This window comes from Mesorhizobium sp. WSM4842 (genome assembly GCF_055901575.1).
Map to the genome: position 1 here is coordinate 6,872,586 of NZ_CM148372.1, position 24,510 is coordinate 6,897,095.

Genomic DNA, 24,510 nt, shown 5'->3' on the forward strand with positions numbered 1-24,510 from the left:
GGCAACGAACCGCCTGGGCGAAAAGCCGGCCGTCTTTTAGCGGGTGAGGTCATAGGAATAGTCCGTCACGCCCGTCTGGCTCGTCTCGCGATCGAGCTTGTCGAAGATCTTGTCGAGGATCGTGGTCAGCACGCGTAATCCGCCCTGGTAGCCCATGAGCGCAAAGCGATGGTGGTGGTGCCGGTCGAATATCGGAAATGTCAGCCGGATCAGCGGCGTGCCGGTGTCGCGCTCCAGATACTTGCCATAGGAATTGCCGATCAGCAGGTCCACTGGCTCGGTGAAGAGCAGAGACCGCATAGCCCAAAGGTCCTTGCCCGCCCAGACCTGAGCGTCCTTGCCGAAGGGCGAGGATGCAAGCAGTTTCTTCAACTCGGCTTCCCACGCCGAGGTGCCGTTGGTGGCGAGGCAATGTGTCGGCTCGCCGCCCGTTTCCATGACGAAGCGGGCCATGGCGTACACGAAGTCCGGGTCGCCGTAGATCGCGTATTTCTTGCCGTGCAGCCAGGACTGGCTGTCCGCCATGGCATCAATCAGTCGGCCGCGCTCCAGCCGGATTGCCTCGGGGATTTCCTTCCCGGAAAGCGCCGAGACCTTCATCAGCAATTCGTCAGTCGCCTGGACGCCGAGCGGATAATGGAAGGAAGCCGTGGCCTGCCCAACTTGCCCGCAATAGTCCAGCGTTTTTCGGGTGTTGTAGTGCTGCAGCGAAAGCGTTGCCTCAGCGTCGAGTGCCCCCCTCACCTCATCAATCTTCGTGCCGCCGTCGTACATCCGGTATTCCCCATCCGATGGTGTATCGAACTGGTCAGACGCGTCCTGGATGAAGGTGTAGGAAACACCCATCACATCGAGCAGACGTTTGAGTTCCCTGTTGTTGCCAACGCAGAAACCGTCGAAGCCCGGAATGACGTTGATGCTTCCCTTGGTTTCCGTACGCTGCTGGCCCTTCCAGAAGTGCTCCAGAATACCCTTGAGCATGCCGTCATAGCCGTCGACATGGCTACCAACGAAGGCTGGTGTGTGGGCAAAGGGCACGTCAAAGTCGAGCGGGACTGACTTTTCCTCTTTGGCGTTCTCGATGAAGCTGTGCAGGTCGTCGCCTATGACCTCCGCCATACATGTCGTCGACACTGCGATCATCTTGGGATCGTAAAGCTGGTAGGTGTTGGCGAGCCCGTCGACCAGGTTCTTCAGGCCGCCGAACACTGCCGCGTCCTCGGTCATCGAGGAGGAAACCGCCGAAGCAGGTTCCTTGAAATGGCGCGACAGGTGCGAGCGGTAATAGGCCACGCAGCCTTGGCTGCCGTGGACGAAGGACATGGTCCGCTCGAAGCCCGCGGCCGCGAACACCGCGCCGAGCGGCTGGCAGGCCTTGGCGGGATTTATTACCAGCGCTTCCCGGGCGAGGTTCTTTTCGCGGTATTCCCAGGTCTTGGTAAATTCGCCTTGATCGGTAACGATCTGATCCGGGTGCGGACATTCGAAATTCAGCTTCTTCTCGGCGAGCATTTGCCTGTATTCCGGCTCGCGGAACAGGGGAGCGTGGTCGAGAATCTTTTCGGCCGACTGCGGCATTGGTATTCCTCTTTTTAATCTGGCCGCGCATTCGGCAGCTCAGATAGATCGAGACGTTTCCGGTAATCCCGAGGCTCACAAGCTCGCGGGGTTCATGGTCTCTCTGGGGAGACTAGGCCAGGACAGGGCGTCTATTCGGCAGCTATCGCCCGCCCACTGGGCGGGCGTTCTTTCCAAGGGGCCTGGTAGAGATCCCAGACCGGATTGTTGATGGCAAGATCCACGTCACGCGCGAAAATGGCAAAGCCGTCATAGCCGTGATAAGGTCCCGAATAGTCCCAGGAGTGCATCTGACGGAACGGAATACCCATCTTCTGCACCGGGTATTTTTCCTTGATGCCAGAGCCCACGAGGTTGGGTCGAACTCCCTCGATGAACTTCTCCAACTCGTAGCCGGTAACGTCGTCATAGATCAGCGTGCCGTTCTTTACGTAATGACCGGTGCGCTGATAGTCATCGTTGTGGCCGAACTCGTAGCCAGTGCCGACGATCACCATGCCGAGGTCCTCGTAAGCTGTGATGACGTGGCGGGGGCGCAGGCCACCGACGTATAGCATGACGGTATTGCCTTCGAGACGCGGCCGGTACTTGGAGATGACGGCGTCAACAAGCGGTCTGTACTTGGCGATCACCTTCTCGGTTTTCTCCTCGATTTCCGGCCCGAAATGCTTGGCTATGTTGCGCAGAGAGGTCTCGATCTGGGACGGTCCGAAGAAATTGTACTCCATCCAGGCGACGCCATACTTTTCCTCCATATGTCGGCAGATGTAGTTCATCGAGCGGTAGCAGTGGATGAGATTGAGCTTGGCCTTTGGCGCGCGCTCAATCTCGGCCAGTGTTGCGTCGCCCGACCAGTTGCCGACCACGCGCAATCCTATCTCCTCAAGCAAGATGCGCGAGGCCCAGGCGTCGCCGCCAATATTGTAGTCGCCGATCACGTTAACGTCGTAAGCACCGGCCTCGAACTCGACGTCCTTCTTGTCGAAGACCCAGTCGCGGATCGCATCATTGGCGATGTGGTGGCCGAGTGATTGCGAGACGCCGCGGAAGCCCTCGCAGCGCACCGGCACGATAGTCTTTTCGTACTCCTTGGCTTTCTTGCGAGAAACTGCCTCGGTGTCATCACCAATGAGACCGATCGGGCATTCGGATTGCACGGTGATGCCGTTGTTCAGCGGAAACAGCACCTCAATCTCGTCGATGATCTGTTCCAGTTTTTTGTCACCGCCGAAGACAATGTCTTTCTCCTGGAAATCGGAGGTGAACTGCATTGTCCCGAACGTGTCGATGCCCGTTGTGCCCACATAGTAATTGCGTCGCTGTGACCAGGAATATTGGCCGCAACCGACGGGGCCATGTGAGATATGGACCATATCCTTGACTGGGCCCCAGACCACGCCCTTTGAGCCGGCATAGGCGCAGCCGCGGATTGTCATGACCCCGGGGATGGACTTGATGTTCGATTTGACGTCGCATTCGGAAAGGATCTCACTTTCCCCGCCAGCCTCATCCCCGCTCTTTGCGATGCTCAGGTGTTTTTTGCGGCGCTTCGCCGCCTTGTCGGGATATTGCGATAGCACCTCCTCGATAAGCTTCGCATGGAGAGCACCATCATTCTCGTATTCCAGGCTCATGGGACCCCTTTCAAGGTGTCTGATGACGCGTCACCGATGAAGCGCCGTTCTTTGCAAGGCGCCCCAACCCGAGAGGCGACCAATATCGGTCGTTACTGGGCGGCCGCCTTGGCCGCTTCCTTGGCCTGAAGCTCGGCAAGCATCTGCTCGTCGGTCTTCATGATGCCGAAGTCGAGCAGCATGTCCTCGAGCTCCTCCATGGTTATCGGCGTCGGGATGGTGCCCTGGCCAGAATTGGCATGGATCTTCTCGGCCAGCGCGCGATACTCTCCGGCCTGCTTGGAATCCGGCGCATACTGGATAACTGACATCTTCCTGAGCTCGGCGTGCTGGACGATGTTGTCGCGCGGCACGAAATGGATGAGCTTGGAGTTGAGCCTGGAAGCCAGGGCTTCAGCGAGGTCGAGCTCACGGTCGGTTTGACGTTCGTTGCAGATCAGGCCTCCGAGCCGCACGCCCCCCGAATGGGCATATTTCAGGATGCCCTTGGCGATGTTGTTGGCCGCATAGAGCGCCATCATCTCCCCGGACATAACGATGTAGATTTCCTGCGCCTTGCCCTCGCGTATCGGCATCGCGAAACCGCCGCAAACCACGTCGCCGAGCACGTCGTAGGAGACATAGTCGACATCGTCATAGGCGCCGTTCTCTTCGAGGAAGTTGATTGATGTGATGACGCCTCGGCCGGCGCAGCCAACGCCCGGCTCCGGGCCGCCGGACTCCACGCACTTGATGCCTCTGTAGCCAATCTTGAGCACGTCCTGCAGCTCGAGATCTTCCACCGAACCTTCCTGTGCCGCAAGATGCAGGACAGTATCCTGAGCCTTCGAGTTCAGGATCAGGCGGGTGGAGTCGGCTTTGGGGTCGCAGCCGACGATGAGGATTCTCTGCCCAAGGTCGACAAGGGCGGCGAGCGTGTTTTGGGAGGTGGTGGACTTGCCGATGCCGCCCTTTCCGTAAAAGGCGATCTGACGCAGACCTGACATTATAGATTTCCTTCCTTCGTTCCATCCGTCGCGGCTGGCCGCAATATGAATGCCGATGGGCAGCTCTTGCCGCCTCACACCGAAAGGGTCTCAAGACTCGTGCCAAGTAGCTTGCTGATAACCAAAAAGGTATTTTTTCGTTTGTGCCCCGCGAGTTAGCTTGAGCTCCAACAAGTGTTTGCTGCCAGCGAATTGTCGGAACAAGCCCTGTAGCGGACCCGACAATGCCCGACACAAGGCGTCAGCTTCGAGACCGACACTGGAAGAACTCGGGCCTTCGAGCTAGAGCCGACCTTTGGCTGCATACAGGCGGCGGCAAAGCGACCGGCTTGCGCGCCTCCCGCCGCGGGACATCAGACGTGCGTGCTCGGTAGCTGGTTGCGCATGGCTGGTTCGAGACTGGCCCCGCGAAGTCGGCATGGAACATGCCTGATGCGACGACTGCCGACGATCACATCCTCGTCCGGCTCGGAGAACCGGCACTGATATTGCACGCGGCGCTGTCACAACATGTCGGGCAGCGATGAACATTCCTTTCGTGCGACGCCGCCGGCAACGGCGTGCTCCTGGCATGAATGCGGGTCGCTGCTGCGAACCCATGTTGCAGTTGCACCCAAGCTGGCGAGCTTATTCATGACCGAATCCGCGACAGGCTTCATGGAGACTTTTCTGCACGGCCCAGAAAAGCCGGATCAACGATCTCGTCCCGCATGGGGCGCGGTCATATCGCTTGCCCTGGGCACCTTCGGGTTGGTGGCGGCAGAGCTTTTGCCTGCCAGCGTACTGACGCCGCTCGCGCATGATCTGCATGTCACAGAGGGTGCGGCTGGACAGACGATGACAGCGACGGCGATTGCTGCGGCGATCTCTGCGCCGACGATCGCCTTCATAACAAAGCGCCTGGACCGCAGGATCGTCCTGTGGGCGATGATGCTGCTTCAGATCCTGTCCAACGTTCTGGCGGGTGTCGCGTGGTCGCTGCCGGTTTTCCTAGCGGCACGCGTCGTGCTCGGCATTGCGCTTGGAGGCTTCTGGTCGATTTCGGCATCGCTGGCGATTCGGCTGGTTCCAAATCACCTCCTGCCGCGCGCCCTATCAATCATCCTCACCGGCGTTTCGGTCGCTATCGTTTGCGCGCCTCCAGTCGGCGCCTATGTAGGCGACATCTGGGGATGGCGAGCCACCTTTATGATCGCCGCAGCCGTCAATGGCGTTACATTGCTGGTGCAACTCGTAACCATTCCGACGTTGCCGCCGGTTGAAATGGCTGGACTCCGCGGTCTGCTGAATGTGATCAAGAAGCCAACTATCAGGGTCGCGCTTTTGGTCGTACTGCTGGTCGCTTCTGGGCACTTCGCCAGCTTCACCTATGTCCGGGCCTACCTCGAGGAGATTCCCGCCCTCCGAATCGAGACGATCTCATTGCTGTTGCTCGTTTCCGGCGTATGCGGCTTCTTCGGCAATTTAGCCGGCGCATTCCTGGCGAAACACAGCCTCAAGGCAGTCGCGGCGCTGCCGCCCCTGCTCATGGCGATAGCCGCTGTCTCATTGCTGATGCCTGGAGCATCGGCCTCCGCCTCGGCCATTGCGGTTGCTGTATGGAGCTTTGGCTTCGGTGCGGTGCCGGTGGGGGTACAGACTTGGATGGTGCTGCGCGCCGTTCCCGAGCAGGCCGAAAGCGCCGGTGTGCTGATGACATCAACGTTCCAGATTGCCATCGCAGCCGGCGCGATCTTCGGCGGTTTGCTTGTGAACAATGTTGGCGTCGCCAGTGTGTTTGCCTACAGCGCGGTTGCCACGTTCCTCGCAGCCCTCACGGTGTTCCTATTCGGCCCGAAACGCACAACCTAACCAACCTCTGACGGGAAAGACCTTCAGCTCAGCGCTCGCGATGCAGCCGCACCAGCCGCGCGGCGCGATCCCGCCCACGACTACTTTGTCGGTTCAGGCCTTCGTCTCGCCTAGATATGACCTGGGTCGCGGCTACCACCCGATGGGGCCTGGACCAGTGCCGGGCGCCTCGCCTCGCCGGTTTCACCGTTCGCGGCTACAGGAAGTGCATCAGCGTTCGCCCGGGCGGAGTTGGTCAGGTTACGCAGCCCGGGCGAGCGCGGGTCGCGCTAGGCAGCTGATGGATGACCAGGTGCCGTTCTTGAGGCGTAGCCTCGTCGATGTCCTGAGATTGCAAGGTGTCAGCGCTAGGGCTTCACCGTCGCGGATAACTATGTCCGACAGCCTCATGGCATGGACTCTTCCCACTGGCGGAGCCGACGAGCTTGGGAGATAGGGCGTAATCTGCTCTTCAATCATCGTTTGAAGGTCAGGCATCGTATGTTCAGCAACCGCGAGCTAGCGAGACGTCAAATCATCTCTTGCAACGCCGACGTTAGGGCGCAGCCGAGGGTCTCGCTCGAATTGCGGACGTCCCACCGACAAGATCATCGACCGCAATTTGCGTGCCCGGGTGGCGCTCCGTTTGCGTTGCGCCCCTTCCCGCTAACCAGCGGCGGCTTGGCGACGTTTCGGTCGGCCTTGCGACAATTCTAGTTCCGTTTCCGACACAGAGGTTTCGATGGACGCGCACGGCGAAGCCAGTTGGAACGCCAAGCATGTCATGATCGTGGCCGAGCCAAATTCGATCCTCATCGACTCGGGATCCTGGCGATTGCCGAAGAGCGGCCGCCATGAATTGCTGTCACAGGCGTGCGTTCGCGTCAGTCATGCCTCTGCCAACACCGCTACTAGGAGCGCACTGTGCCCCCTCGCTGCGGTGGTGCCCGCGGCTGCGCCGTGGGCATGGGCATGCGCTGTGTGGTGTTTGCCAGCCGGCGGAAGCGCAAATATCCGCGCTACACACCGACGGCTATGGCGCGCATCCCGCGTGGCGAAAGACGTCGTCCGAAAGGGGAGTGCAGAAGCAGCTTCATTGCAAATGGCATGTCTCTTGCTGCTCGTGCTCAGAGCCCCTTGAACACGATGAAAGCGGATACCGAACCATGGCTGGCACGCGAAGCTCTAAACGATCGGCGAAGGCGGCGGTGGTTGTCCTCGCTGAAGACTGCGCATCGCCCGGTTTGGAGATCCGAACATCTGGAGCCGGGCCGTTCCCATAGACCAGAAGGGGGAAAGAATCGGGAGCCGCGTAGGGCATTGTCTCGCGCCCTGGCCTGGCAGCACCCCAGCGCGGCAATCCGATAGCCTCAGTAAAATCCAGTGCGCCAGTTTCTTCAAAAGGAGCAAGTTGATGACCGGTCAAAAGAAGGTCCCATTCGTCACGTTTCTGACGCGTGTTCGCGATGATTCAATCCAGGGGCCAAATCCGTACCGTTGGGAAGAAAAAACATCCGACGACTACTTTGCCGGCAAACGCGTCATCCTGTTCTCCCTGCCTGGCGCTTTCACCCCGACCTGCTCGACCTACCAACTGCCCAATTTCGAAGATCTCTACGAGGATTTCAAGAAAGAAGGAGTTGACGCGATCTACTGCCTCTCGGTCAACGATGCCTTTGTCATGAACGCATGGGGAAAGTCCTTGGGGCTGCAGAAGGTCGAGCTGATCCCGGACGGGTCTGGCGAGTTCACGCGCAAAATGGGCATGCTGGTTGCCAAGGACAATCTGGGCTTCGGTATGCGCTCGTGGCGCTACGCGGCTCTGCTTAATAATGGCGTGGTGGAGCAGTGGTTTGAGGAGGAAGGTTTCTCCGACAACTGCGAGACCGACCCCTATGGCGTCTCATCCCCGCAGAACGTCCTTCAATCATTGAAGGACGCTGCGTGACCTGGTGCACATCGACCATGCGCAACTGCGTTTTGGACGACACTGTGTGCAGAGCGCAAAGCTCTGGAGGCGCGCGGCCCGTGAGGTCGTTCAAACGTGACGCGGCTTAGAAGCGTCGACCTGTGAGAGATCTAATTAGCCACCGCCAAGAGCTTCTTTGACAGGAATACCGAACCGACCATGAAATCGTCCTTCAGCCTACTTCAGAAACAGTCTCTTGCGGCATCGCCTCAACTCATCGAGTCGATTCGCCTGTTGCAGCTGACGCATGCCGAACTGCATCAGTTCGTGGACCAGGAGCTCGAGAAAAATCCGCTTCTGGAGCATGCGCCAAACGACGAAGGGTGGTCTGGCGAGGTTGAAGGACCGAACTGGGCAAGGTCCCCGGACCTGCCCAGGCAAGGGAAATCCCAGCTCAGCACGACGAACACCACGCCGGGCGAGCGTCCTGCCTACGAGGAGTTTGTCGCCTTAGCGGAAACGTTGCACGACCATGTCGCTCGTCAGATCTCCCTCACCGCCTTCACACCGCACGAGCGGCTGATTGCTCATCAGCTTGCCGGGCATCTGGATGACACTGGCTATCTTCGGGTAAGTCCTTCGGACTTGGCTGACACCCTAAACGTCGGGCTGGCCCATGTGGAACGGGTGCTGGGCGTCTTGCAGCACCTCGATCCACCGGGAATTTTCGCACGATCGCTCAGCGAATGTCTCGAGATACAGTTGCGCGAGCGAAACCGGTTCGACCCGGCGATGGCGGTTTTGGTTGCCAACCTTGAGATGCTTGCGCGACGCGATTTTCAGACATTGAAGCAGCGTTGCGGCGTCGATGAAGAAGATCTTCTCGACATGTTGCAGGAAATCCGTGCGCTTGACCCCAAGCCTGGAAACAGATTCCAGTCGGGAACGCCGGAATGCGTGATACCGGACGTATGGGTCCTGCGCTCGCCAGGAGGTGGATGGCAGATCGAACTTGATCCGAACACGCTGCCCAAGGTGCTGATCAACCAAAGCTATGTCGCGGAGGTTTCCTGCCGAGCCGCCAAAAAATCGAAAGACATGACATTTCTCAATGAATGCTTGCAAAACGCGAACTGGTTGATCCGCAGCCTCGATCAGCGCGCCAAGACGATCCTTAAGGTTGCCACCGAAATCGTGCGCCAGCAGGATGCCTTTCTGGAATATGGCGTCGCCCACCTACGGCCCCTCAATCTCAGGACGGTCGCTGACGCGATCAACATGCATGAGTCGACTGTAAGCCGGGTGACCTCGAACAAGTACATGGTTACCCCACGCGGCGTGTTCGAACTCAAGTATTTCTTCACTGTCGCGATCGCCTCCTGTGAAGGCGGTGACGCGCACTCCGCCGAAGCTGTCCGCCATCGGATCAAAGCGATGGTCGCCGAAGAATCGCTTGATAACATGCTTTCTGACGATGACATCGCTGACCGGCTCAAGGAATGCGGCATAGATCTCGCTCGCCGCACGGTCACCAAATATCGCGAGGCGATGAACATCCCCTCCTCCATACAGCGGCGCCGGGAAAAGCGCTTGTGGCGGGACGGCGATCAAGGCCTCAAGGCCTCGTGACCAAAAGCGGCCCCTAAATCAAATGTGACGCGTTCTTCACATTCGCCCTCCTCCGGGCCGAAGCAACCGTCGAAATCGCTACATTCCCGGCAATTGGGCGCAGTGCATAGCAAAAACCCTTCGGCCTCACAGAGTTTGCGGTAAAAGTACTTCTTCCATTTCATGTTTTGGGTATTGCCGGCTGCAAGCATCGGGAAATGGGTGGCAAGCAGGCGGTTGAGCTCGGCCCGATTGAGAAGACCAAGATCCTGCCACAGATGGTCATCGCGCATGGCGCGCCGGGCGACGATCTTAGCGAAGCGCGCGCTCGCCGGGTCGCTCGGCCGGGCATGCGCCAGCAGAAGGCCGCGCAGAAGTTCTTCCTCCATGCCCCGCTCAGGATCGCTGACGTCTTCCAAGGCTAAGGCCGCCATAGCGGTTGCGGACAAACCCAGGGGCAGGACCTCGCGCAGCTCGGCAAGGGACAGCCCTGTTGACTCCGTCGCTGTCGCTTCGCCAGCCTCGACCTCCTTGAGCGCACACGAGAGAACGCAGGCAAGAACATGCTCGTCGAACCCCCTCTCCGGCTCGATGCTGGTGGGCCATTGGCCGGCGCCGACACATGCGTCTTTCTGTGCGGACATGGTCCCGTTCTCCTGGTTTGTTTTCGCGATGCAGCGGCCCTGCCGAGAGCACATGGGTCCGACTACGGGCACGCGCCGGCGCGGGCTCAACCCCAATACAGCGGGCCGCGGGTCGACCGCATGACCAAGCTGGCCTTCGAAGTCACCGCGCTAAACCATGACCCATAGCGTTGTTGATGGGGGGATGATCCGGTCTCCCCCAGTTCGGTCTGGCAGCATTGTCCCTGGTCGAAATCTCTCAACTGGGTCCGTAACGCGATTGGACAGTTTCAGGATCGATGAGGGGCTCTGCCAAGCTCCAGCAAATCGATACCACCGGCGTCCTCGGTGCGCTCACGGTTTCAGACCAGAGCGTTGCCGCTCTCACGCGGGGGTTCCTGCCGGCCCATCTTTCCCTTGCAGGTGGCGCGGTGGCGTTGGAAGTTTCACAGTCCGTAGTCATACTGATGCGGTCCCAAGGTTGTGATGGCACTGTCATGAGAAGCAATGCGGCGCTCCCCGAGCGCATAGACAGGATCGTCCGGATACGGTGCTCCAATCGGCTGTCGCGGGCCGAAGCGTTCTGCCTCCAGGACCAAGGATGGGATCTGCTCCTCCAGCCAGTCATAGACAACGGTCCGTTCGGCAATCCGCCACTCCCCTTCCCGCTTTTGAAACAGATCGCAGTAGCGCCCGCATAGAAACATCTGACGCACTTCTCCGTCTTTGTCCGGTCCGCGTTGCAGCGCGGTGAAATAGCTCTCGACTGCGGCCTCTGCCGGGTTGATGAATTCGACAAGGATGTTCGTGATCTGATGGATGTTGCGCGGTCCGATCTTGAAGACGCCGAGCGCAAACCGGATGAAGCCCTCTGCCGAGCCGCAATAGGCCCCGTGATTGTCATGTGCATCTGGCCAGTAGGCGCTGCGCAGTGCCGCTTCATCGGCACGGTCTATCCCGCGGCAATACCGATAGAGGCAGTCGCGGATCGCCTCGCGGTCGAGCAGTTCGACGATTTTCGCTTGGCCCGTCGGGTCTGCCGCAAATTCGGTGGTTCCGACGTGTTCCGGGACCTCTGTCTTCGGTTTGAGGGTGGCCTCCGAAGCGATTCGCGCAGCGGGTGGATCGTCGATTTCCAGCGCAAGTTCGGGGCAGGATCGCACCCCATCCGACGCAAGCAGTTGCTCCGCGTCCGCAACCTCGATGTCACCGGGGAGGATGTAACCCGCCTCATCCAGCTTGAAGACTGCCGGCGCTCGCGCCGCGCATTGCGCATGCCCCTGACATCTGGCTTGGTGAACGATGATGCGCAAGGCGACCTCCAACGTCTGTGCCCCAGCTCAGGCCGGGCTAGGTTTAGCCCCACTCCAGGATCAGATTTTCAATCCCGAACAGTTGGCCGCCGTGGGTGATGGGTGCTGTTCCCTCCTTGATCCGAAAGGGCGGCAGGCGCGCCAGCCACTCCTCCAGGCCAATGACAATTTCCCGGCGCGCGAGATGTGAACCAAGGCACCGGTGGGGACCATAGCCAAAGGCGGCGTGGCGGATGCCTTCTCGGGTCAGATCGACCGTGTTGGGAGATTCGAATTCCGCCGGGTCACGATTTGCAATCATCGTGGCGCAGGAAACGAAGTCCCCCTTGCGGATCGGCGCGCCTTCGAAGTCGATATCTTTCCGTGCGACGCGGATCAAATGAACGGTCGGAAAGGCACGCAGCAGTTCTTCGGCTGCGCGCACGATCCGGTCCGGTTCTTTTCGGAGCAATTCCTGATCTTCCAGTTTTCGCGCGAGATAGGCCAAGTCAAAGCCTATGGCTGTAGCGACCGTGTCGAGCCCCGCCACCAAAACGAGCACGCCAATGCCACGGACCTCCTGGTCTGTCAGCCCGCGGCCCTCGACCTGCGCCTGCACAATGAAGCTCATGAAATCGTCGACGGGCTTGTTGCGGCGCATCGCCGCCAGCTCGTCTATGAACGCTACAATCGTCCGAGCCGCCGCCGGCCGTCTGACATCATCGCCATGGAGCAGATCTTTCGCCCAGGCAACAAACGTCTCAAGACGGTGCTCCGGCAGTCCGATGAAGCGAAGGAAGATGCTGACCGCGAAAGGAAAGGCGAAATCCTTCATGGCATCGCAGCTTGTGCCCGACGAGGCGATCCTGTTGATAAGCGCTATCGCTCGCTCGCGGATGGTCGGTTCCAATTCCGTTACACGCTTCGGCGAAAACAGCGGATTGAGCAGTGAGCGAAAGACCCCATGGGAAGGTGGATCGAGTTCGAGCGGGATCGTCGGCCAGTCTTCGCCCAGTGCGGATGCGAAGATGTTGCGATGACTGGAAAAGTTTTCGGTCTCCTGCAGCACCCGGCGCTGATCTGCGGCGCGAGTGATGACCCAAGCACCCTGCCCGGTACGCGTGTTCCAGGGCGAATAAAAGATTGGCGGTCCGGCATGCACGCAAGCGACTGCTGCGTGCGGGTCGCCGTTGGGCGTCGGTGACATACCTGGCGAAGTAAAAAGGCTGAAGTCGCCCACCATTTCCGGCGGGACATGATCTGGAGCCGGGTTGGTCGCCATTTGGTTCTCCTGGGTTCAGGCGTTTACGCGCTCGACTGGATCGCAAGGCTGTTCACCACCGCTGAGCTCCGCAACGCACGGTCGACATCGCCTCCGATGACACCATCAAGCAAGTTGCGTGCCGAGTAAGCGCACCATTGGCGCTGCTCATATCTGTGTTGTAGCGGCCCTTCTGAGGCTACCCTTGGTAGGGATTTCGACATTCATGACCGTTCCAGACACGACAAGGTTTGCGGAAGAAAGCTAACGAGGAGCCGAGTGAAAGAGGCTGAGTATCGAACGAGGTCACCTGCAAGAGAGGGTGTAGCTCGGCGGTAGCGAAGCCGCTCGCGAGCGCGCCCTCCACAAGCGCTGTAGCGAGCGAGCGGCTTCGCGTCGTCATCGACACTTCGTCGGTAAGGTCGGGTTGCTGACCCAACTAATTCGAAGGACGATCGATCACCGACGACATGGTGAACCGGCGCGCTGGTGGAGAAGGCTCCGGATCCTGATATCTTGCGCGAGATGGATTGGATTGCCGTCGAGCGGCTGAGCGAGCCGGAGACGGGCCGCGATCGGCCGCGCCTATGGCAAGAACAAGGTCCACGCCCGCCGGCGCCGAGGCCATCAGGGCGCCCGCAAATAGCTCACTGCCGAGATCGGCAGCCCCAATTCTTCTGCGTCAGGATCACATCGGCCTGACGATGGCGATCGCCTCGTGGGGGTATCTGCTGGTAGCCGGAGAAATCCTCGACCGCACTGGTCGCATCGGCAACCTGGCCGTTGACTGCTGTGTTGCTGCTCTTGGCAAGAATCTAGCCGCGCTGAGCCGATAGCGCGAACAGGATGCGCTAAGCGTTCTTTGATAATGCGGACTGCTTTGGGGCGTGTTCAGCTTTGCATCCGTCTCGGACGTTATCTTTTCGAGCTTGGCATGAGACGCCGAGGGCTCTTGCCGGCGAAGGATCATTCGAGATGCCTTTGTGGGAGCCGTCCTCTGGCTTTGTGGAGGCCGTCCTCTGGAATCTTGACGGAGGGACCAATCGACTTCACTTCGAGCAATTCCTCCCGCCCGCTGCCGTACATCTGGGATGTTGGACAATTGACCGACAACACACCCGTCCGGGCAGCTGACGCATTTGCCTGCATTGAGTAGCTTTACCGCGGAGTTCAGGTTGTGGCTCATCGCAACGGGAGCAATGATGGCGATCCTCGCCAAGCGCGGTGGCCCTCGGGAATGGCGCCTCCGATCGAGGTGATCCTCGGCGGGCCGCAAAAGGCAGCTGTGCCCTCGTTGGCCTCGGCAGGCAAAGCGGTGGTCAGCAAATCCAGAGTAGCGGCGCATGCCGAGCGAAACGGGAATCGATATGCATCGGCCTCACCTCAAGCGGCGGTTGAACGGGGAATGCGCGGCAGGTTCTCGGCCAGTAGCCGCCAGTCGTGGCGCTCGGGTTCGCCTTCCTTGCGCGTCCCGAAGAACTGGACGATCATCTTGCCATTGGCGCCATAGGCTTCGAGTGACGTGACGTGACCGTCCCTGGTCGGCTTGCGCACGGCCCAAACCTCACGGATGTGGTGGGCCCTGAGATGCAGGTGGAAAGTCTCGTCGAGCACATTGATGCAAGGCCCGATCTGCTTGACCGACTTGATAGGGCCGGAATGAATCTGGATGCAGCCACGATTGCCGACGAAGCACATGATCGGCATCTCGTCCTCGGCCGCACGATGGAACATGGCGCCAACGGCAGCATTGTCGAGCAGCCAGGCGTAATCCTGGCCGACCATGCGCACCGCCTGGCGGCGGCTGAGGTTCAGGGCCTTCAGCATGCCGAAGAACTGGTGCACGTCGGTCAGCCGGCTCCAGTGCTCCCGCAGGTCATCGACTGTAGCGGCTTGGTCCGCAATCTTTGCGACGTTTTCGGCTGACCTCCCCTTAACCGACACGATCGGCTCCTGGTTCGAGGATTGGAGCTCGTCTGTCAGTTTTTGATAGGCATAGAGGTTGGAGGACGACCTCAGATGCACCTTGTGCACTGCCTCGCCTGCGGCGTCGAAGAATTGCAGGCTGCGGTGGATCTCCCCGCCATCGCGTGTCTCGACCGCAAAGCCGTGCGCCCACACGTTCGGGAAGATGCGCAAATCAATGTCCTTGCCGAGCACCATGGCGTGACGCTTTCCGGTGAACACCTTATCGTAGATGCCTATCTTCTCATGCACGGCACTGGCATTGCGGGTCAGCGCCATCACCTCGCCGACCGCCTCGAGACCGGTCAGCATATCATTAACGCGTGGCTGGATGCGCACCGTGCCAAAACCGCAATGTGCCGCGAAAAGCTCTGCTTCCGAAATGCCCAATTGGGCGGCGAGATCGCGGTCGCGGATTGTAGGGCTGTCTTCGCGTGCCCGCCGGATTCTCTCCGGCGAAGGTTTCTCGCGCTGGTGCATGTCTTGACCCCTGGTTGCGCATACTGTCGGTTGGGCGTCTTCGCCCTCGCCAAAAAAGAGCTCAAAAGTCGTGCCAATTGCTCGAAGCGCTCGGAAACCGACTTACATGCCAGTTCACAGGGAACTTGAGCTCATCCCCCTGTGGCGGTCTCGACAAATCCGACAATACCTGTCGATTGTCCGACGCCTTCGCGGTAAAGCCGAACCAGAATCGTGGCCGCGTTGGCGATGTCGCACTGTCCGGAAACGGTTTTTCCCATTGGCACGGTCCATGCACGGTGATGCCCAAACCGTCACGCACTGAGGAGAAACGAGCGATGATTACGCTCACCGACAAGGCCGTTGCCGCCGTTAAAACCGCTCTTTCCAAGGCTAGTGAGCCGGCAGAAGGCTTTCGCATCATGGTCGAGGCCGGCGGCTGCTCCGGCTTCAAATACTCGATGGGCCTGGAGAGCGTCCCGCGCGAGGGCGACGCGATCATCGAGACGGATGGGATCAAGGTGTTCGTAGACGCCGGCACCCAGCCGCATGTAGCCGGCATGGCCGTCGACTTCGTCATGGGTCTCGAAACCTCCGGCTTTGTCTTCGACAATCCGAATGCGAGCGGGAAGTGCTCCTGCGGCAAGTCCTGTAGTTGATTGCCGAAGAAGGAGAGAGGGCGCCTGAGGTGAGCTTGTCGGTGCGATGGCGGCCCAATCTGCGCCAATCTGGGGGCAGCTGCACCGCTTCTGGATCGTCTCCGCCAGCAACGGCATGCGCAAGGCTCGATGCGACCGGGTTGCGCCTCACGTCATTCGATCCATTGAGGACCATAGCCCATGAAAGTTGTCTATCTCGACAACAACGCAACGACACGGGTCGATCCTGAAGTCTTTGAAGCGATGTTGCCGTTGCTTACGGATCAATTCGGCAATCCTTCGTCGGCGCACGGTTTTGGCGCCCTTGCCGGCGCCGCGTTGAGAAACGCGCGGCGCCAGGTGCAGGCACTGGTCGGCGCGGAGTTCGACGACGAGATCACCTTCACCTCGGGTGGAACGGAAAGCGACAATGCGGCCATTCTTTCGGCGCTTGAGGTGATGCCTGACCGAACAGAGATCGTGACTTCCGCCGTCGAACATCCGGCCGTGCTGACGCTTTGCGCGCATCTTGAGGAGACGCGCCGCGTCAAGGTACATAGGATCCCGGTAGATCGCCACGGCCGGCTCGACGTTGACGCTTACCGGGCTGCTCTCAGCCCAAACGTGGCAATCGTCTCGATCATGTGGGCCAACAACGAGACAGGTACGATCTTCCCTGTCGCCAAGCTCGCCGAATTGGCCAAGGAAGTCGGCGCCCTTTTCCACACTGATGCCGTGCAGGCAGTCGGCAAGCTCCCGATTGACCTGAAATCGAGCGCAATCGACATGCTGTCGCTCTCCAGCCATAAATTGCATGGACCCAAAGGCGTCGGCGCACTTTTCGTGAAGCGCGGTGTGCGCTTCCACTCGCTGATCAAAGGGGGTCACCAAGAGAGAGACCGGCGTGCGGGCACCGAAAACATGCCCGGCATAGTGGGGCTTGGGAAGGCAACCGAACTCACCCTGAAATTCATGGATGACGAGACCACACGGATAAAGTGGCTCCGCGACCGGCTGGAGAACGGGCTTCTTCAGCGTGTTCCAAACACCTTCGTCAATGGCGATCCCTTGGAGCGATTGCCGAACACCGCAAACATCGCCTTCGAACGTATCGAAGGTGATGGAATCCTGCATCTCCTCGACCGCATGGGCATCGCCTGTTCCTCCGGCTCCGCCTGCACCTCCGCCTGTGCGCAGCCGAGCCATGTCCTGAGGGCGATGAACATCGCACATGGGGCGGTCCGCTTCTCTTTCTCGCGTGACAACGACCAGGACGACGTGGACCGGGTGCTCGAGGTCTTGCCTGCCATCGTGGAGAAGCTGCGCGAGCCCCTCAGTTCTGCGCCGGAAGGGCGGAGTGCCGAAGACCGTCAATGCGGTCCAGGTCTCAGCGCCGGAAGCGCCGGCGACCATTCATGAGCAATCAGGTCTTTCTCAACGATACGACCCTGCACGACGGCGAGCAGGCACCCGGCGTTGCCTTGACCGTGGCGGAAAGCTTGCGATCGAGAACGACGCAATTTGCGCCGTGGTCGCACGGAGTGTCCCGGTGCGGCTCACGGCATGGCGCCGGATGACCTCACGGGATCTCCATGCATCGGTCGAGAGCGGCGTCCGCGCCCTCAATCTGTCGTTGCCTGCATCGGATATCCAGCTTGCCACCAAGCTCGGGCTAGTCCGGCGAGCGCTAAAGCTCATCGAGCGTATGGTCGGGCGCGCGGCCGCCAGCGGCTTTTTCCTCGCCCTGGGCTCTGAGGATGCTCGCATACCTGCCCAGGACTATCTCGCCGCCTTCTTAAGACGGCTGCGCGCGCCGGCGCAAGCCGCGTCAGCCTGGTCGATTGTGTCAGCGCCCTCGATCCCCTTTCGACCTTCGAGCTTGTCACCCGCTCGCAGCGAAGTCTCCCGTCGACCTCGAATTCCATGCGCATAACGATCTCGGCCTCGCTACCGCCAACACGGTGGCCGCGATCCGCGCCGGCGTGCGCCATGCCTCGGTCGTCCTTGGAGTCGGCGAGCGCGCGGGCAATGCCGCACGCGAAGAGGTGGCCGCCGCGATGGCTGTCCTTCAGGATGCAGATACCGAAGTCGGCCTCACCGCATTGCCCCCCTTGGCGGCCGAGGAGACCTCGGGCGGGGCCGAGCGCCAGGTCGAGGGCCAATCCGGAGACAGTCGAGCCCATCCCGCTCGGGCCCTGCGGGCCCTTGCGTCAGCCCACCTCGCTCGCTTCCAAGCGGGGCCGGCTGCCTCCATGGAGATCGACCAGTTGTACCGCGCGCCACGTCCGGCCTCGGCACCGGAGGCAGTTGTGTCGACGAGGCGATTGCCGCGCTGGCTCAGCGCATTCGTTCATCAAACCGCGGCTTTCGGGGCTGCATGTCGAATGTGCGACCAACGCACCAGAACCACCGTTTCCGACAAAGGGAGAACGCAATGAGTTGTTCCGCTGACAGCAGTTCCATCGACGTCACCAACATCCTCACGCGACTGAAAGGCCTGTCGTCCGCGGAGGAGTTCTTCGCTGTCCTTGGCGTCTCGTATGATCCGAAGGTGCTCAATGTCTCACGGCTCCACATCCTCAAGCGTGTGGGCCAATACCTTGCCGAGGAAGATTTCTCCGGTCTGCCCGACCAGGTGATCGCCGCGCGCATGCGCGCCATGCTGGAACGCGCCTACGAGGAGTTCGCGCTTTCCTCGCCGCTCGCGCACCGGGTTTTCAAGGTGCTCAAAGATCACAATCCGAACAAACCTCACACGCCAGGCCGCACATTCGTTCCGTTCGACTCCGTCCTGAAGCGGTTCGGCGAATAAGCGCTACATAGTTGCGACGCGACAATGTCGACAAGCCAACAATTCGGGCACCGAAACCGGGGGCCTCAGAAAAGATCAATGCAATTTACAAGGAACAGACGTTCGCAAATCACTTGGCACGAATGATGCAGACAAGAACTCGCACCGCCAGCCCGCATCGGGATAACAGCGTAGAGAACGCCAATGCATATCGTCGTCAGCATCAAGCAGGTGCCGGACTCGGCACAGATACGGGTCCATCCGGTGACGAACACCATTATGCGCCAGGGTGTGCCGACCATCATCAACCCTTACGACTTGTTCGCCCTCGAAGAAGCACTCAGGCTGCGCGACACTTATGGCGGGGAGGTCACCGTGCTCACTATGGGTCCACCTATGGCCGAGGACTCCCTGCGCAAGGCGCTCGGCTACGGCGCCGATCGCGCGGTGCTTTTGACCGACCGCTATTTTGCCGGTTCTGACACGCTGGCCACCTCCTTTGCTCTTTCCCAGGCAATCGCGAAGATCGGCGAGACGTTCGGCACGCCGGACGTGGTCTTCACGGGAAAACAGACGATCGACGGCGACACCGCCCAAGTCGGGCCCGGCATCGCCAAGCGTCTCGATCTCCTTCAACTCACCTATGTCGCGAAAATCGCCTCCATTGATCTTGCTGCAGGCGAGATCACGGTCGAGCGCCGGTGCGAGGGCGGCACCCAGAAGCTGAAGAGCAGGCTGCCTTGCCTCATCACCATGCTGGAAGGCACGAACGAGATGCGCCGGGGCTCGATCGAAGACGCCCTTTGCGCCGCGCGCAGCCAGATTGTGAAATGGAGTGCGGCCGAGGCCGGCATTGAAGACCTCACCAAATGCGGCTTGCGTGGCTCGCCGACGGTCGTCAAACGCGTTTTTGCCCCTGGCGCCCGGTCGGAAAAGGCGGCGCAAATTGAGACCGCCGAGAAGACGCTGCGCGATGTCGCCGACGAACTGATTGGTGCAATCTTCACCCGCCAGCCGGCGCTGGAACCGGAACTCGCCTTCGAGGGCGCGTGACGGCAAGGAGCAGACCATATGTCGAGCACGAACTCAGACACCCCTCGCCAGCCCCCCGGCCGTGCCGGGATGAAGAAAGAGCTTCCTGAGCGTTTCAGGGACTATAGGCACGTCTGGGTTTTCATCGAGCTCGAACGCGGCCAGGTCCACCCCGTATCCTTCGAGCTGCTTGGCGAGGGCCGCAAGCTGGCGGACAAACTTGGCGCCCAGCTCGCGGGTGCTGTGCTCGGACCCCCGGGAGACGCCACCCAGAACGCAGTCGCCGAGGCCTTCGCCTATGGCGCCGACCTCGTCTACTTCGTCGAGGCGCCGGTGCTCGCCGACTATCGTAATGAGCCTTTCACCAAGGCGATGACCGATCTGGTTGCTACTTACAAACCCGAGATCCTGCTTCTCGGTGCAACCACGCTCGGCAGGGATCTCGCCGGTTCCGTCGCAACAACCTTGCTGACAGGGCTAACGGCCGACTGCACCGAACTTGACGTGGATGCTGACGGTTCGCTCGCCGCGACCCGTCCGACTTTTGGGGGTTCCTTGCTATGCACGATCTACACGCTCAATTACAGGCCGCAGATGGCGACGGTGCGACCGAGGGTCATGCCCATGCCCCAGCGGGCCGACAGAGCGATCGGGCGTGTCATCCCGCACAAGCTGTCGCTAGCCGAGGATGAAATCGTCACCAAGGTGCTAGGATTCCTTCCGGACAGCCAGTCGGGTAACGCCAATCTCGCCTATGCGGATGTGGTGGTTGCGGGAGGGCTCGGTCTCGGCGGAGCGGAGAACCTGCAGCTTGTGAAGAGTCTCGCGCGAGTGATAGGCGCCGAATTCGGCTGTTCGCGGCCGCTGGTCCAAAAGGGCTGGATGTCGGCCGATCGGCAGATCGGCCAGACAGGCAAGACAATCCGGCCGAAGCTTTACATAGCGGCCGGTATTTCCGGCGCCATCCAGCACCGCGTTGGAGTTGAGGGAGCCGATCTCATCGTGGCAATCAACACCGACCCGAACGCGCCGATTTTCGATTTCGCTCACCTCGGGATCGTCACCGATGCGGTCCGTTTCCTGCCCGCGCTGACCGAGGCCTTCACCCGGCGGCTGTCACCCCACAGTCGCGACAAGCTTGCGAGCTAAGGGAGATGGAAATGATCAACGAAGAGTTCGACGCCATTGTCATCGGGGCCGGCATGTCCGGGAACGCAGCTGCTCACACCATGGCAAGCGACGGCTTGAAGGTTCTCCAGTTGGAGCGAGGTGAATACCCGGGCTCCAAGAACGTCCAGGGCGCCATCATGTACGCGAACATGCTGGAGAAGATCGTCCCGGATTTCCGGGATGATGCACCGCTCGAGCGGCATCTGGTTGAACAGCGGCTCTGGGTGATGGACGACACCTCCCACACCGGGATTCACTATCGGTCGGACGACTTCAACGAGGTGAAGCCCAACCGCTATACGATCATTCGTGCCCAGTTCGATAAATGGTTTTCGCGCAGGGTGCGCGAGGCCGGCGCGACGGTTCTGTGCGAGACGACGGTGACGGAACTCGTCCGTGACGCCAAGGGCAAGGTGATCGGCGTCCGCACGGATCGGGCCGGCGGAGCGATCTACGCGGACGTAGTTGTTCTTGCAGAAGGTGTCTGCGGGCTGCTTGGCACGCGGGGCGGTCTTCGCAAGATGCTGAAGCCGGAAGCGGTGGCGCTCGCAGTAAAGGAGATGCATTTCCTGCCCGAAGAGGTCATTGAGCAGCGGTTCGGGGTCAAAGGGAGTGAAGGCTGCGTGATCGAGGCAGTCGGCACGATATCCCACGGCATGGCCGGGCTCGGGTTCCTCTACACCAACAAGGAATCGATCTCACTGGGCATCGGCTGCCTCGTCTCGGATTTCGCCGCGAAGATGGAGAGCCCTTACGCCCTTCTCGACGCGCTAAAAAACCATCCTTCGATCCGGCCGCTGATCGCCGGTTCGGAGGTGAAAGAATACGCGGCGCATCTCATTCCCGAAGGTGGCTACAAGGCTATTCCGCAGCTCTTTGGCGACGGTTGGGTCGTTGTCGGCGATGCCGCGCAATTAAACAACGCCGTTCACCGCGAGGGTTCGAACCTCGCCATGACCTCCGGTCGCATTGCGGCTGAGGCTATCATCCAGGTGAAGAGACGCAACGATCCAATGACCAAACGGAACCTCGCCCTTTACCAGACGATGCTGGATAAATCCTTCGTAGTCAAAGACCTGCGGAAATACAAAGACATGCCAGCTTTACTCCACACTAACGCCTGCAATTTCTTCACGACCTACCCGCGGTTGATGTCGCAAGCCGCGCAAAACTTCATGCGTGTCGACGGCACGCCAAAGATCGAAAAGGAAAAGGCGACCACGGCAGCCTTCATCAAGGCGCGCTCGCGGTTGGGGCTGGTCAGCGACGCGATCCGCCTGGCCTTGGCGTGGCGGTGAGGTACTGACGACATGACGAACCCAGGGACAGAATTACGTGTCGAAGACAAGCTTTACCAGAACCGCTATCTGGTGGACTCCGGCCGTCCGCATATAAAGGTGCGACCGCACAAGCAACCAAGCGCGAATCTGCTCGCGCTGACACGCGTCTGTCCAGCGAAATGCTATGAGTTGAATGACAAAGGTCAGGTTGAAATCACCGCCGATGGCTGCATGGAGTGCGGCACCTGCCGGATCTTGTGCGAGACCAGCGGCGAGATCGAATGGAACTATCCGCGCGGTGGCTTCGGTGTCCTCTTCAAGTTCGGATGATCAGCGTTTGCACCGTTTGATGGGGGCACCTGTGTACTCCTGAAGTTACTTCAAGCGCCAACCGCTGCTGGCACCATCTCGCAAAGGGGAGCGGGTGAACAGTGTGCTTCCAGAATTGATATGAAAGGCGCTTGGGAGGAGCATTGTGGACCACAACTCCTGAGGTGTTTCCATGGCTCACATACGGCCGGATGATCGGGTTAGCGAGGTAGGACTTCGAGACACCCGCCGCGAACCGGCCAGCGATGCGCTGTCCCAAGCAGATGTCTGGCTCAGGGGAATCTACGAGGTATCGAAGGCCCTGACCACTCCCGCCCGGCTGGAGATTACGCTTGCCAATGTCGCGAATATACTCCCGTCGTTTGTGCAAATGCGTCAGGGAGCAATCGTTTTACTGGACTCTGAAGGTGAGCCGGAGATTGCCGCGAGTGCTGGCAACGTCGATACCGCCAGATCAGGCATGCACCCCATCATACCGCAGGCAGCAATAGACGAGATCGTCGCTACGGGGACCCGGCTCGTCATACCGGACGTCAGCACGTCCGAGCTATTTCAGGATGACGTTGAGAGATATCCAAGCGGCAATTCCGTCTCGATTGCTTTTATTGGAGTCCCGGTGAAGGCTGAGCATAAGATCCTGGGGGTGTTGTCGATCGACCGCGTAAGGGACTGCCCCACCGGCTCCCTCTACGATGAGGCCATAGGGTTTCTGACGATGGTCGCCGATCTCGTCGGCCGAACTATTCGCCTCCATCGTGAGCGGCGCGTCTATGAGCAATGGACACCGGAGAATTCGTCCGATGAGGACAGGACCGACCCCGTCCCGCATCCGCCGGTCAAAATGCATGGGATCATCGGGGAAAGTCCCGCATTGAAGCAAGTGCTCGAAACCGTCTCCATCGTAGCAAGGACGAATTCCACCGTGCTTCTGCGGGGCGAAAGCGGCACCGGCAAGGAATTTTTTGCGCAAGCCATCCATAAGCTCTCAGGTCGGAAGAGGAAGTCTTTCGTCAAATTGAACTGCGCCGCACTGTCGGAAAGCGTTCTGGAGTCGGAGCTGTTCGGACATGAAAAAGGCGCCTTCACCGGGGCAATTTCCCAGCGCGCCGGCCGTTTTGAATTGGCAAACGGGGGAACGCTGCTACTCGATGAAATCGGCGAGATTTCACCTGCATTCCAAGCCAAGCTGTTACGTGTTTTGCAGGAAGGCGAACTGGAGCGTGTTGGCGGTACCAAGACGCTGCAGGTCGACGTGCGACTTATATGCGCCACCAACAGGGATCTCGAGTCGGCTGTCGTAAGCGGGGAGTTCAGGGCCGACCTTTATTATCGCATCAATGTGGTGCCAATCATCCTGCCTCCGCTCCGAGAGCGACCGGGGGATATCCCTCGCCTTGCGAACGCCTTCCTCGAACGATTCAACAAGGAGAACCATCTCGAACTCGCCTTTGCGCCGTCGGCGCTCGAGTTTATCTCGCAATGCTACTTCCCTGGTAATGTCCGCGAATTGGAGAACTGCGTGCAAAGGACGGCCACGCTAGCGCGTTCAAGGACAATCGCTCCATCAGATTTTGCCTGCAACAATAACCAATGCCTATCTTGGCTCCTCTGGAAAAGAGCTGATCATTCGCACAGCGGCAATACCGGCAACCAGCGCTTTCGAAGCAATATAATGCCCGCCGGATTGCCGATGCCGGCCGGGCGCTTCGGCGCCCCGCAGGATAACGTGCTACCCCATACTGCCGACCCTGCAAACGATCCCGCTCTCCCTGCAATAGGCCCGCGCCTGACGGAACGCGACCGGCTGATCGGCGCGATGGAGAAGGTCGGCTGGGTTCAGGCCAAGGCCGCCCGTGTCCTCGGCGTCACGCCACGACAGGTCGGATACGCTTTGCGCCGACACGGTATTGAGGTGAAGAAATTCTAGCGTTCTCATGACGTGGAGAACGAGAACACTGCGCCAGCTACGCCAAATGTGTCGGAGCCCGGGCCAAAGCTGCGCGAGTGTGTGATGCTGTCACACCCCTTCATCACCCGCCCTTGCCGACGTCTTGCCGATCGCAGAAAGGAGTCACCCCACTCTCCTGAATCGGAACCATGCAGACCCAAGTGAGCAGTGGCAAC

At 60.0% G+C, this 24,510-nt stretch carries 20 protein-coding genes and 1 pseudogene; 12 read left to right on the top strand and 9 right to left on the bottom strand.

Annotation, left to right across the window (positions count from 1 at the left end; genetic code table 11):
• Window positions 1–36 precede the first annotated feature (36 nt).
• From nifK to nifH, 3 genes are all read right to left on the bottom strand, one after another.
• Entirely contained in the window at window positions 37–1,578 is a 1,542-nt protein-coding gene (nifK, locus tag AC0NIE_RS33235) for a nitrogenase molybdenum-iron protein subunit beta (RefSeq protein WP_473480581.1), read from the bottom strand.
• Window positions 1,579–1,709: 131 nt separating this feature from the next.
• Window positions 1,710–3,212: a nitrogenase molybdenum-iron protein alpha chain gene (gene nifD / locus AC0NIE_RS33240; RefSeq protein ID WP_473488632.1), complete on the bottom strand. Its 1,503-nt coding sequence runs from the start codon at window positions 3,210–3,212 to the stop codon at window positions 1,710–1,712.
• 92 nt (window positions 3,213–3,304) lie between these two features.
• Window positions 3,305–4,198 (bottom strand): nitrogenase iron protein, encoded by an 894-nt coding sequence (gene nifH / locus AC0NIE_RS33245; RefSeq protein ID WP_065010720.1) that lies wholly within the window; start codon window positions 4,196–4,198, stop codon window positions 3,305–3,307.
• Between the two features lie 633 nt (window positions 4,199–4,831).
• Here nifH and AC0NIE_RS33250 point away from each other — a divergent pair.
• The 3 genes from AC0NIE_RS33250 to rpoN all read left to right on the top strand — a co-directional run bounded on the left by AC0NIE_RS33250 (window position 4,832) and on the right by rpoN (window position 9,566).
• Entirely contained in the window at window positions 4,832–6,049 is a 1,218-nt protein-coding gene (locus tag AC0NIE_RS33250) for an MFS transporter (protein ID WP_473488631.1), read from the top strand.
• Window positions 6,050–7,442: 1,393 nt separating this feature from the next.
• The gene (locus tag AC0NIE_RS33255; protein ID WP_065010713.1) at window positions 7,443–7,976 is read left to right on the top strand and encodes a peroxiredoxin; all 534 of its coding nucleotides are present in this window, start codon (window positions 7,443–7,445) and stop codon (window positions 7,974–7,976) included.
• Between the two features lie 180 nt (window positions 7,977–8,156).
• Window positions 8,157–9,566: an RNA polymerase factor sigma-54 gene (rpoN, locus tag AC0NIE_RS33260; RefSeq protein WP_473480587.1), complete on the top strand. Its 1,410-nt coding sequence runs from the start codon at window positions 8,157–8,159 to the stop codon at window positions 9,564–9,566.
• Here the strand turns inward: rpoN and AC0NIE_RS33265 are convergent.
• From AC0NIE_RS33265 to AC0NIE_RS33290, 6 genes and pseudogenes are all read right to left on the bottom strand, one after another.
• Window positions 9,545–10,189 carry a nitrogen fixation protein NifQ gene (locus tag AC0NIE_RS33265; protein WP_473488630.1) on the bottom strand — a complete coding sequence of 215 codons (645 nt, stop codon included), beginning with the start codon at window positions 10,187–10,189 and terminating at the stop codon, window positions 9,545–9,547. The genes rpoN and AC0NIE_RS33265 overlap by 22 nt on opposite strands.
• A gap of 425 nt (window positions 10,190–10,614) precedes the next feature.
• Entirely contained in the window at window positions 10,615–11,184 is a 570-nt protein-coding gene (locus AC0NIE_RS33270; RefSeq protein WP_473488651.1) for a nuclear transport factor 2 family protein, read from the bottom strand.
• 126 nt (window positions 11,185–11,310) lie between these two features.
• A pseudogene (locus AC0NIE_RS33275) lies at window positions 11,311–11,493 on the bottom strand (ferredoxin); the annotation flags it as partial.
• A 31-nt stretch (window positions 11,494–11,524) separates the two neighbouring features.
• Complete coding sequence (locus tag AC0NIE_RS33280; protein ID WP_473488629.1) at window positions 11,525–12,742, bottom strand: cytochrome P450; 1,218 nt, start codon at window positions 12,740–12,742, stop codon at window positions 11,525–11,527.
• A gap of 1,362 nt (window positions 12,743–14,104) precedes the next feature.
• Entirely contained in the window at window positions 14,105–15,166 is a 1,062-nt protein-coding gene (locus AC0NIE_RS33285; RefSeq protein ID WP_473488628.1) for a hemin-degrading factor, read from the bottom strand.
• Window positions 15,167–15,297: 131 nt separating this feature from the next.
• Window positions 15,298–15,426 (bottom strand): hypothetical protein, encoded by a 129-nt coding sequence (locus AC0NIE_RS33290; protein WP_473488627.1) that lies wholly within the window; start codon window positions 15,424–15,426, stop codon window positions 15,298–15,300.
• Window positions 15,427–15,483: 57 nt separating this feature from the next.
• Between AC0NIE_RS33290 and AC0NIE_RS33295 the strand changes: the two genes are divergently transcribed.
• From AC0NIE_RS33295 to nifA, 9 genes are all read left to right on the top strand, one after another.
• On the top strand, window positions 15,484–15,804 hold the full coding sequence (locus AC0NIE_RS33295) for a HesB/IscA family protein (RefSeq protein ID WP_473488626.1): 321 nt from the start codon (window positions 15,484–15,486) through the stop codon (window positions 15,802–15,804).
• 180 nt (window positions 15,805–15,984) lie between these two features.
• The gene (gene nifS, locus AC0NIE_RS33300) at window positions 15,985–17,202 is read left to right on the top strand and encodes a cysteine desulfurase NifS (RefSeq protein WP_473488625.1); all 1,218 of its coding nucleotides are present in this window, start codon (window positions 15,985–15,987) and stop codon (window positions 17,200–17,202) included.
• Window positions 17,203–17,744: 542 nt separating this feature from the next.
• On the top strand, window positions 17,745–18,221 hold the full coding sequence (locus tag AC0NIE_RS33305; RefSeq protein ID WP_473488624.1) for a hypothetical protein: 477 nt from the start codon (window positions 17,745–17,747) through the stop codon (window positions 18,219–18,221).
• Window positions 18,218–18,595, top strand: coding sequence for a nitrogenase stabilizing/protective protein NifW (gene nifW / locus AC0NIE_RS33310; RefSeq protein ID WP_473488623.1), 378 nt, complete (start codon window positions 18,218–18,220; stop codon window positions 18,593–18,595). The genes AC0NIE_RS33305 and nifW overlap by 4 nt, the downstream gene beginning before the upstream one ends.
• 183 nt (window positions 18,596–18,778) lie before the next feature.
• Window positions 18,779–19,627, top strand: a complete 849-nt coding sequence (locus AC0NIE_RS33315) for an electron transfer flavoprotein subunit beta/FixA family protein (RefSeq protein ID WP_473488622.1) — start codon at window positions 18,779–18,781, stop codon at window positions 19,625–19,627.
• 18 nt (window positions 19,628–19,645) lie between these two features.
• Window positions 19,646–20,755 carry an electron transfer flavoprotein subunit alpha/FixB family protein gene (locus AC0NIE_RS33320; RefSeq protein ID WP_473488621.1) on the top strand — a complete coding sequence of 370 codons (1,110 nt, stop codon included), beginning with the start codon at window positions 19,646–19,648 and terminating at the stop codon, window positions 20,753–20,755.
• An 11-nt stretch (window positions 20,756–20,766) separates the two neighbouring features.
• Window positions 20,767–22,074 carry an FAD-binding protein gene (locus tag AC0NIE_RS33325; RefSeq protein WP_473488620.1) on the top strand — a complete coding sequence of 436 codons (1,308 nt, stop codon included), beginning with the start codon at window positions 20,767–20,769 and terminating at the stop codon, window positions 22,072–22,074.
• Between the two features lie 12 nt (window positions 22,075–22,086).
• Window positions 22,087–22,386 carry a ferredoxin family protein gene (locus tag AC0NIE_RS33330; RefSeq protein ID WP_473488619.1) on the top strand — a complete coding sequence of 100 codons (300 nt, stop codon included), beginning with the start codon at window positions 22,087–22,089 and terminating at the stop codon, window positions 22,384–22,386.
• Between the two features lie 172 nt (window positions 22,387–22,558).
• Window positions 22,559–24,313: a nif-specific transcriptional activator NifA gene (nifA, locus tag AC0NIE_RS33335; protein ID WP_473488618.1), complete on the top strand. Its 1,755-nt coding sequence runs from the start codon at window positions 22,559–22,561 to the stop codon at window positions 24,311–24,313.
• Window positions 24,314–24,510: the final 197 nt, after the last annotated feature.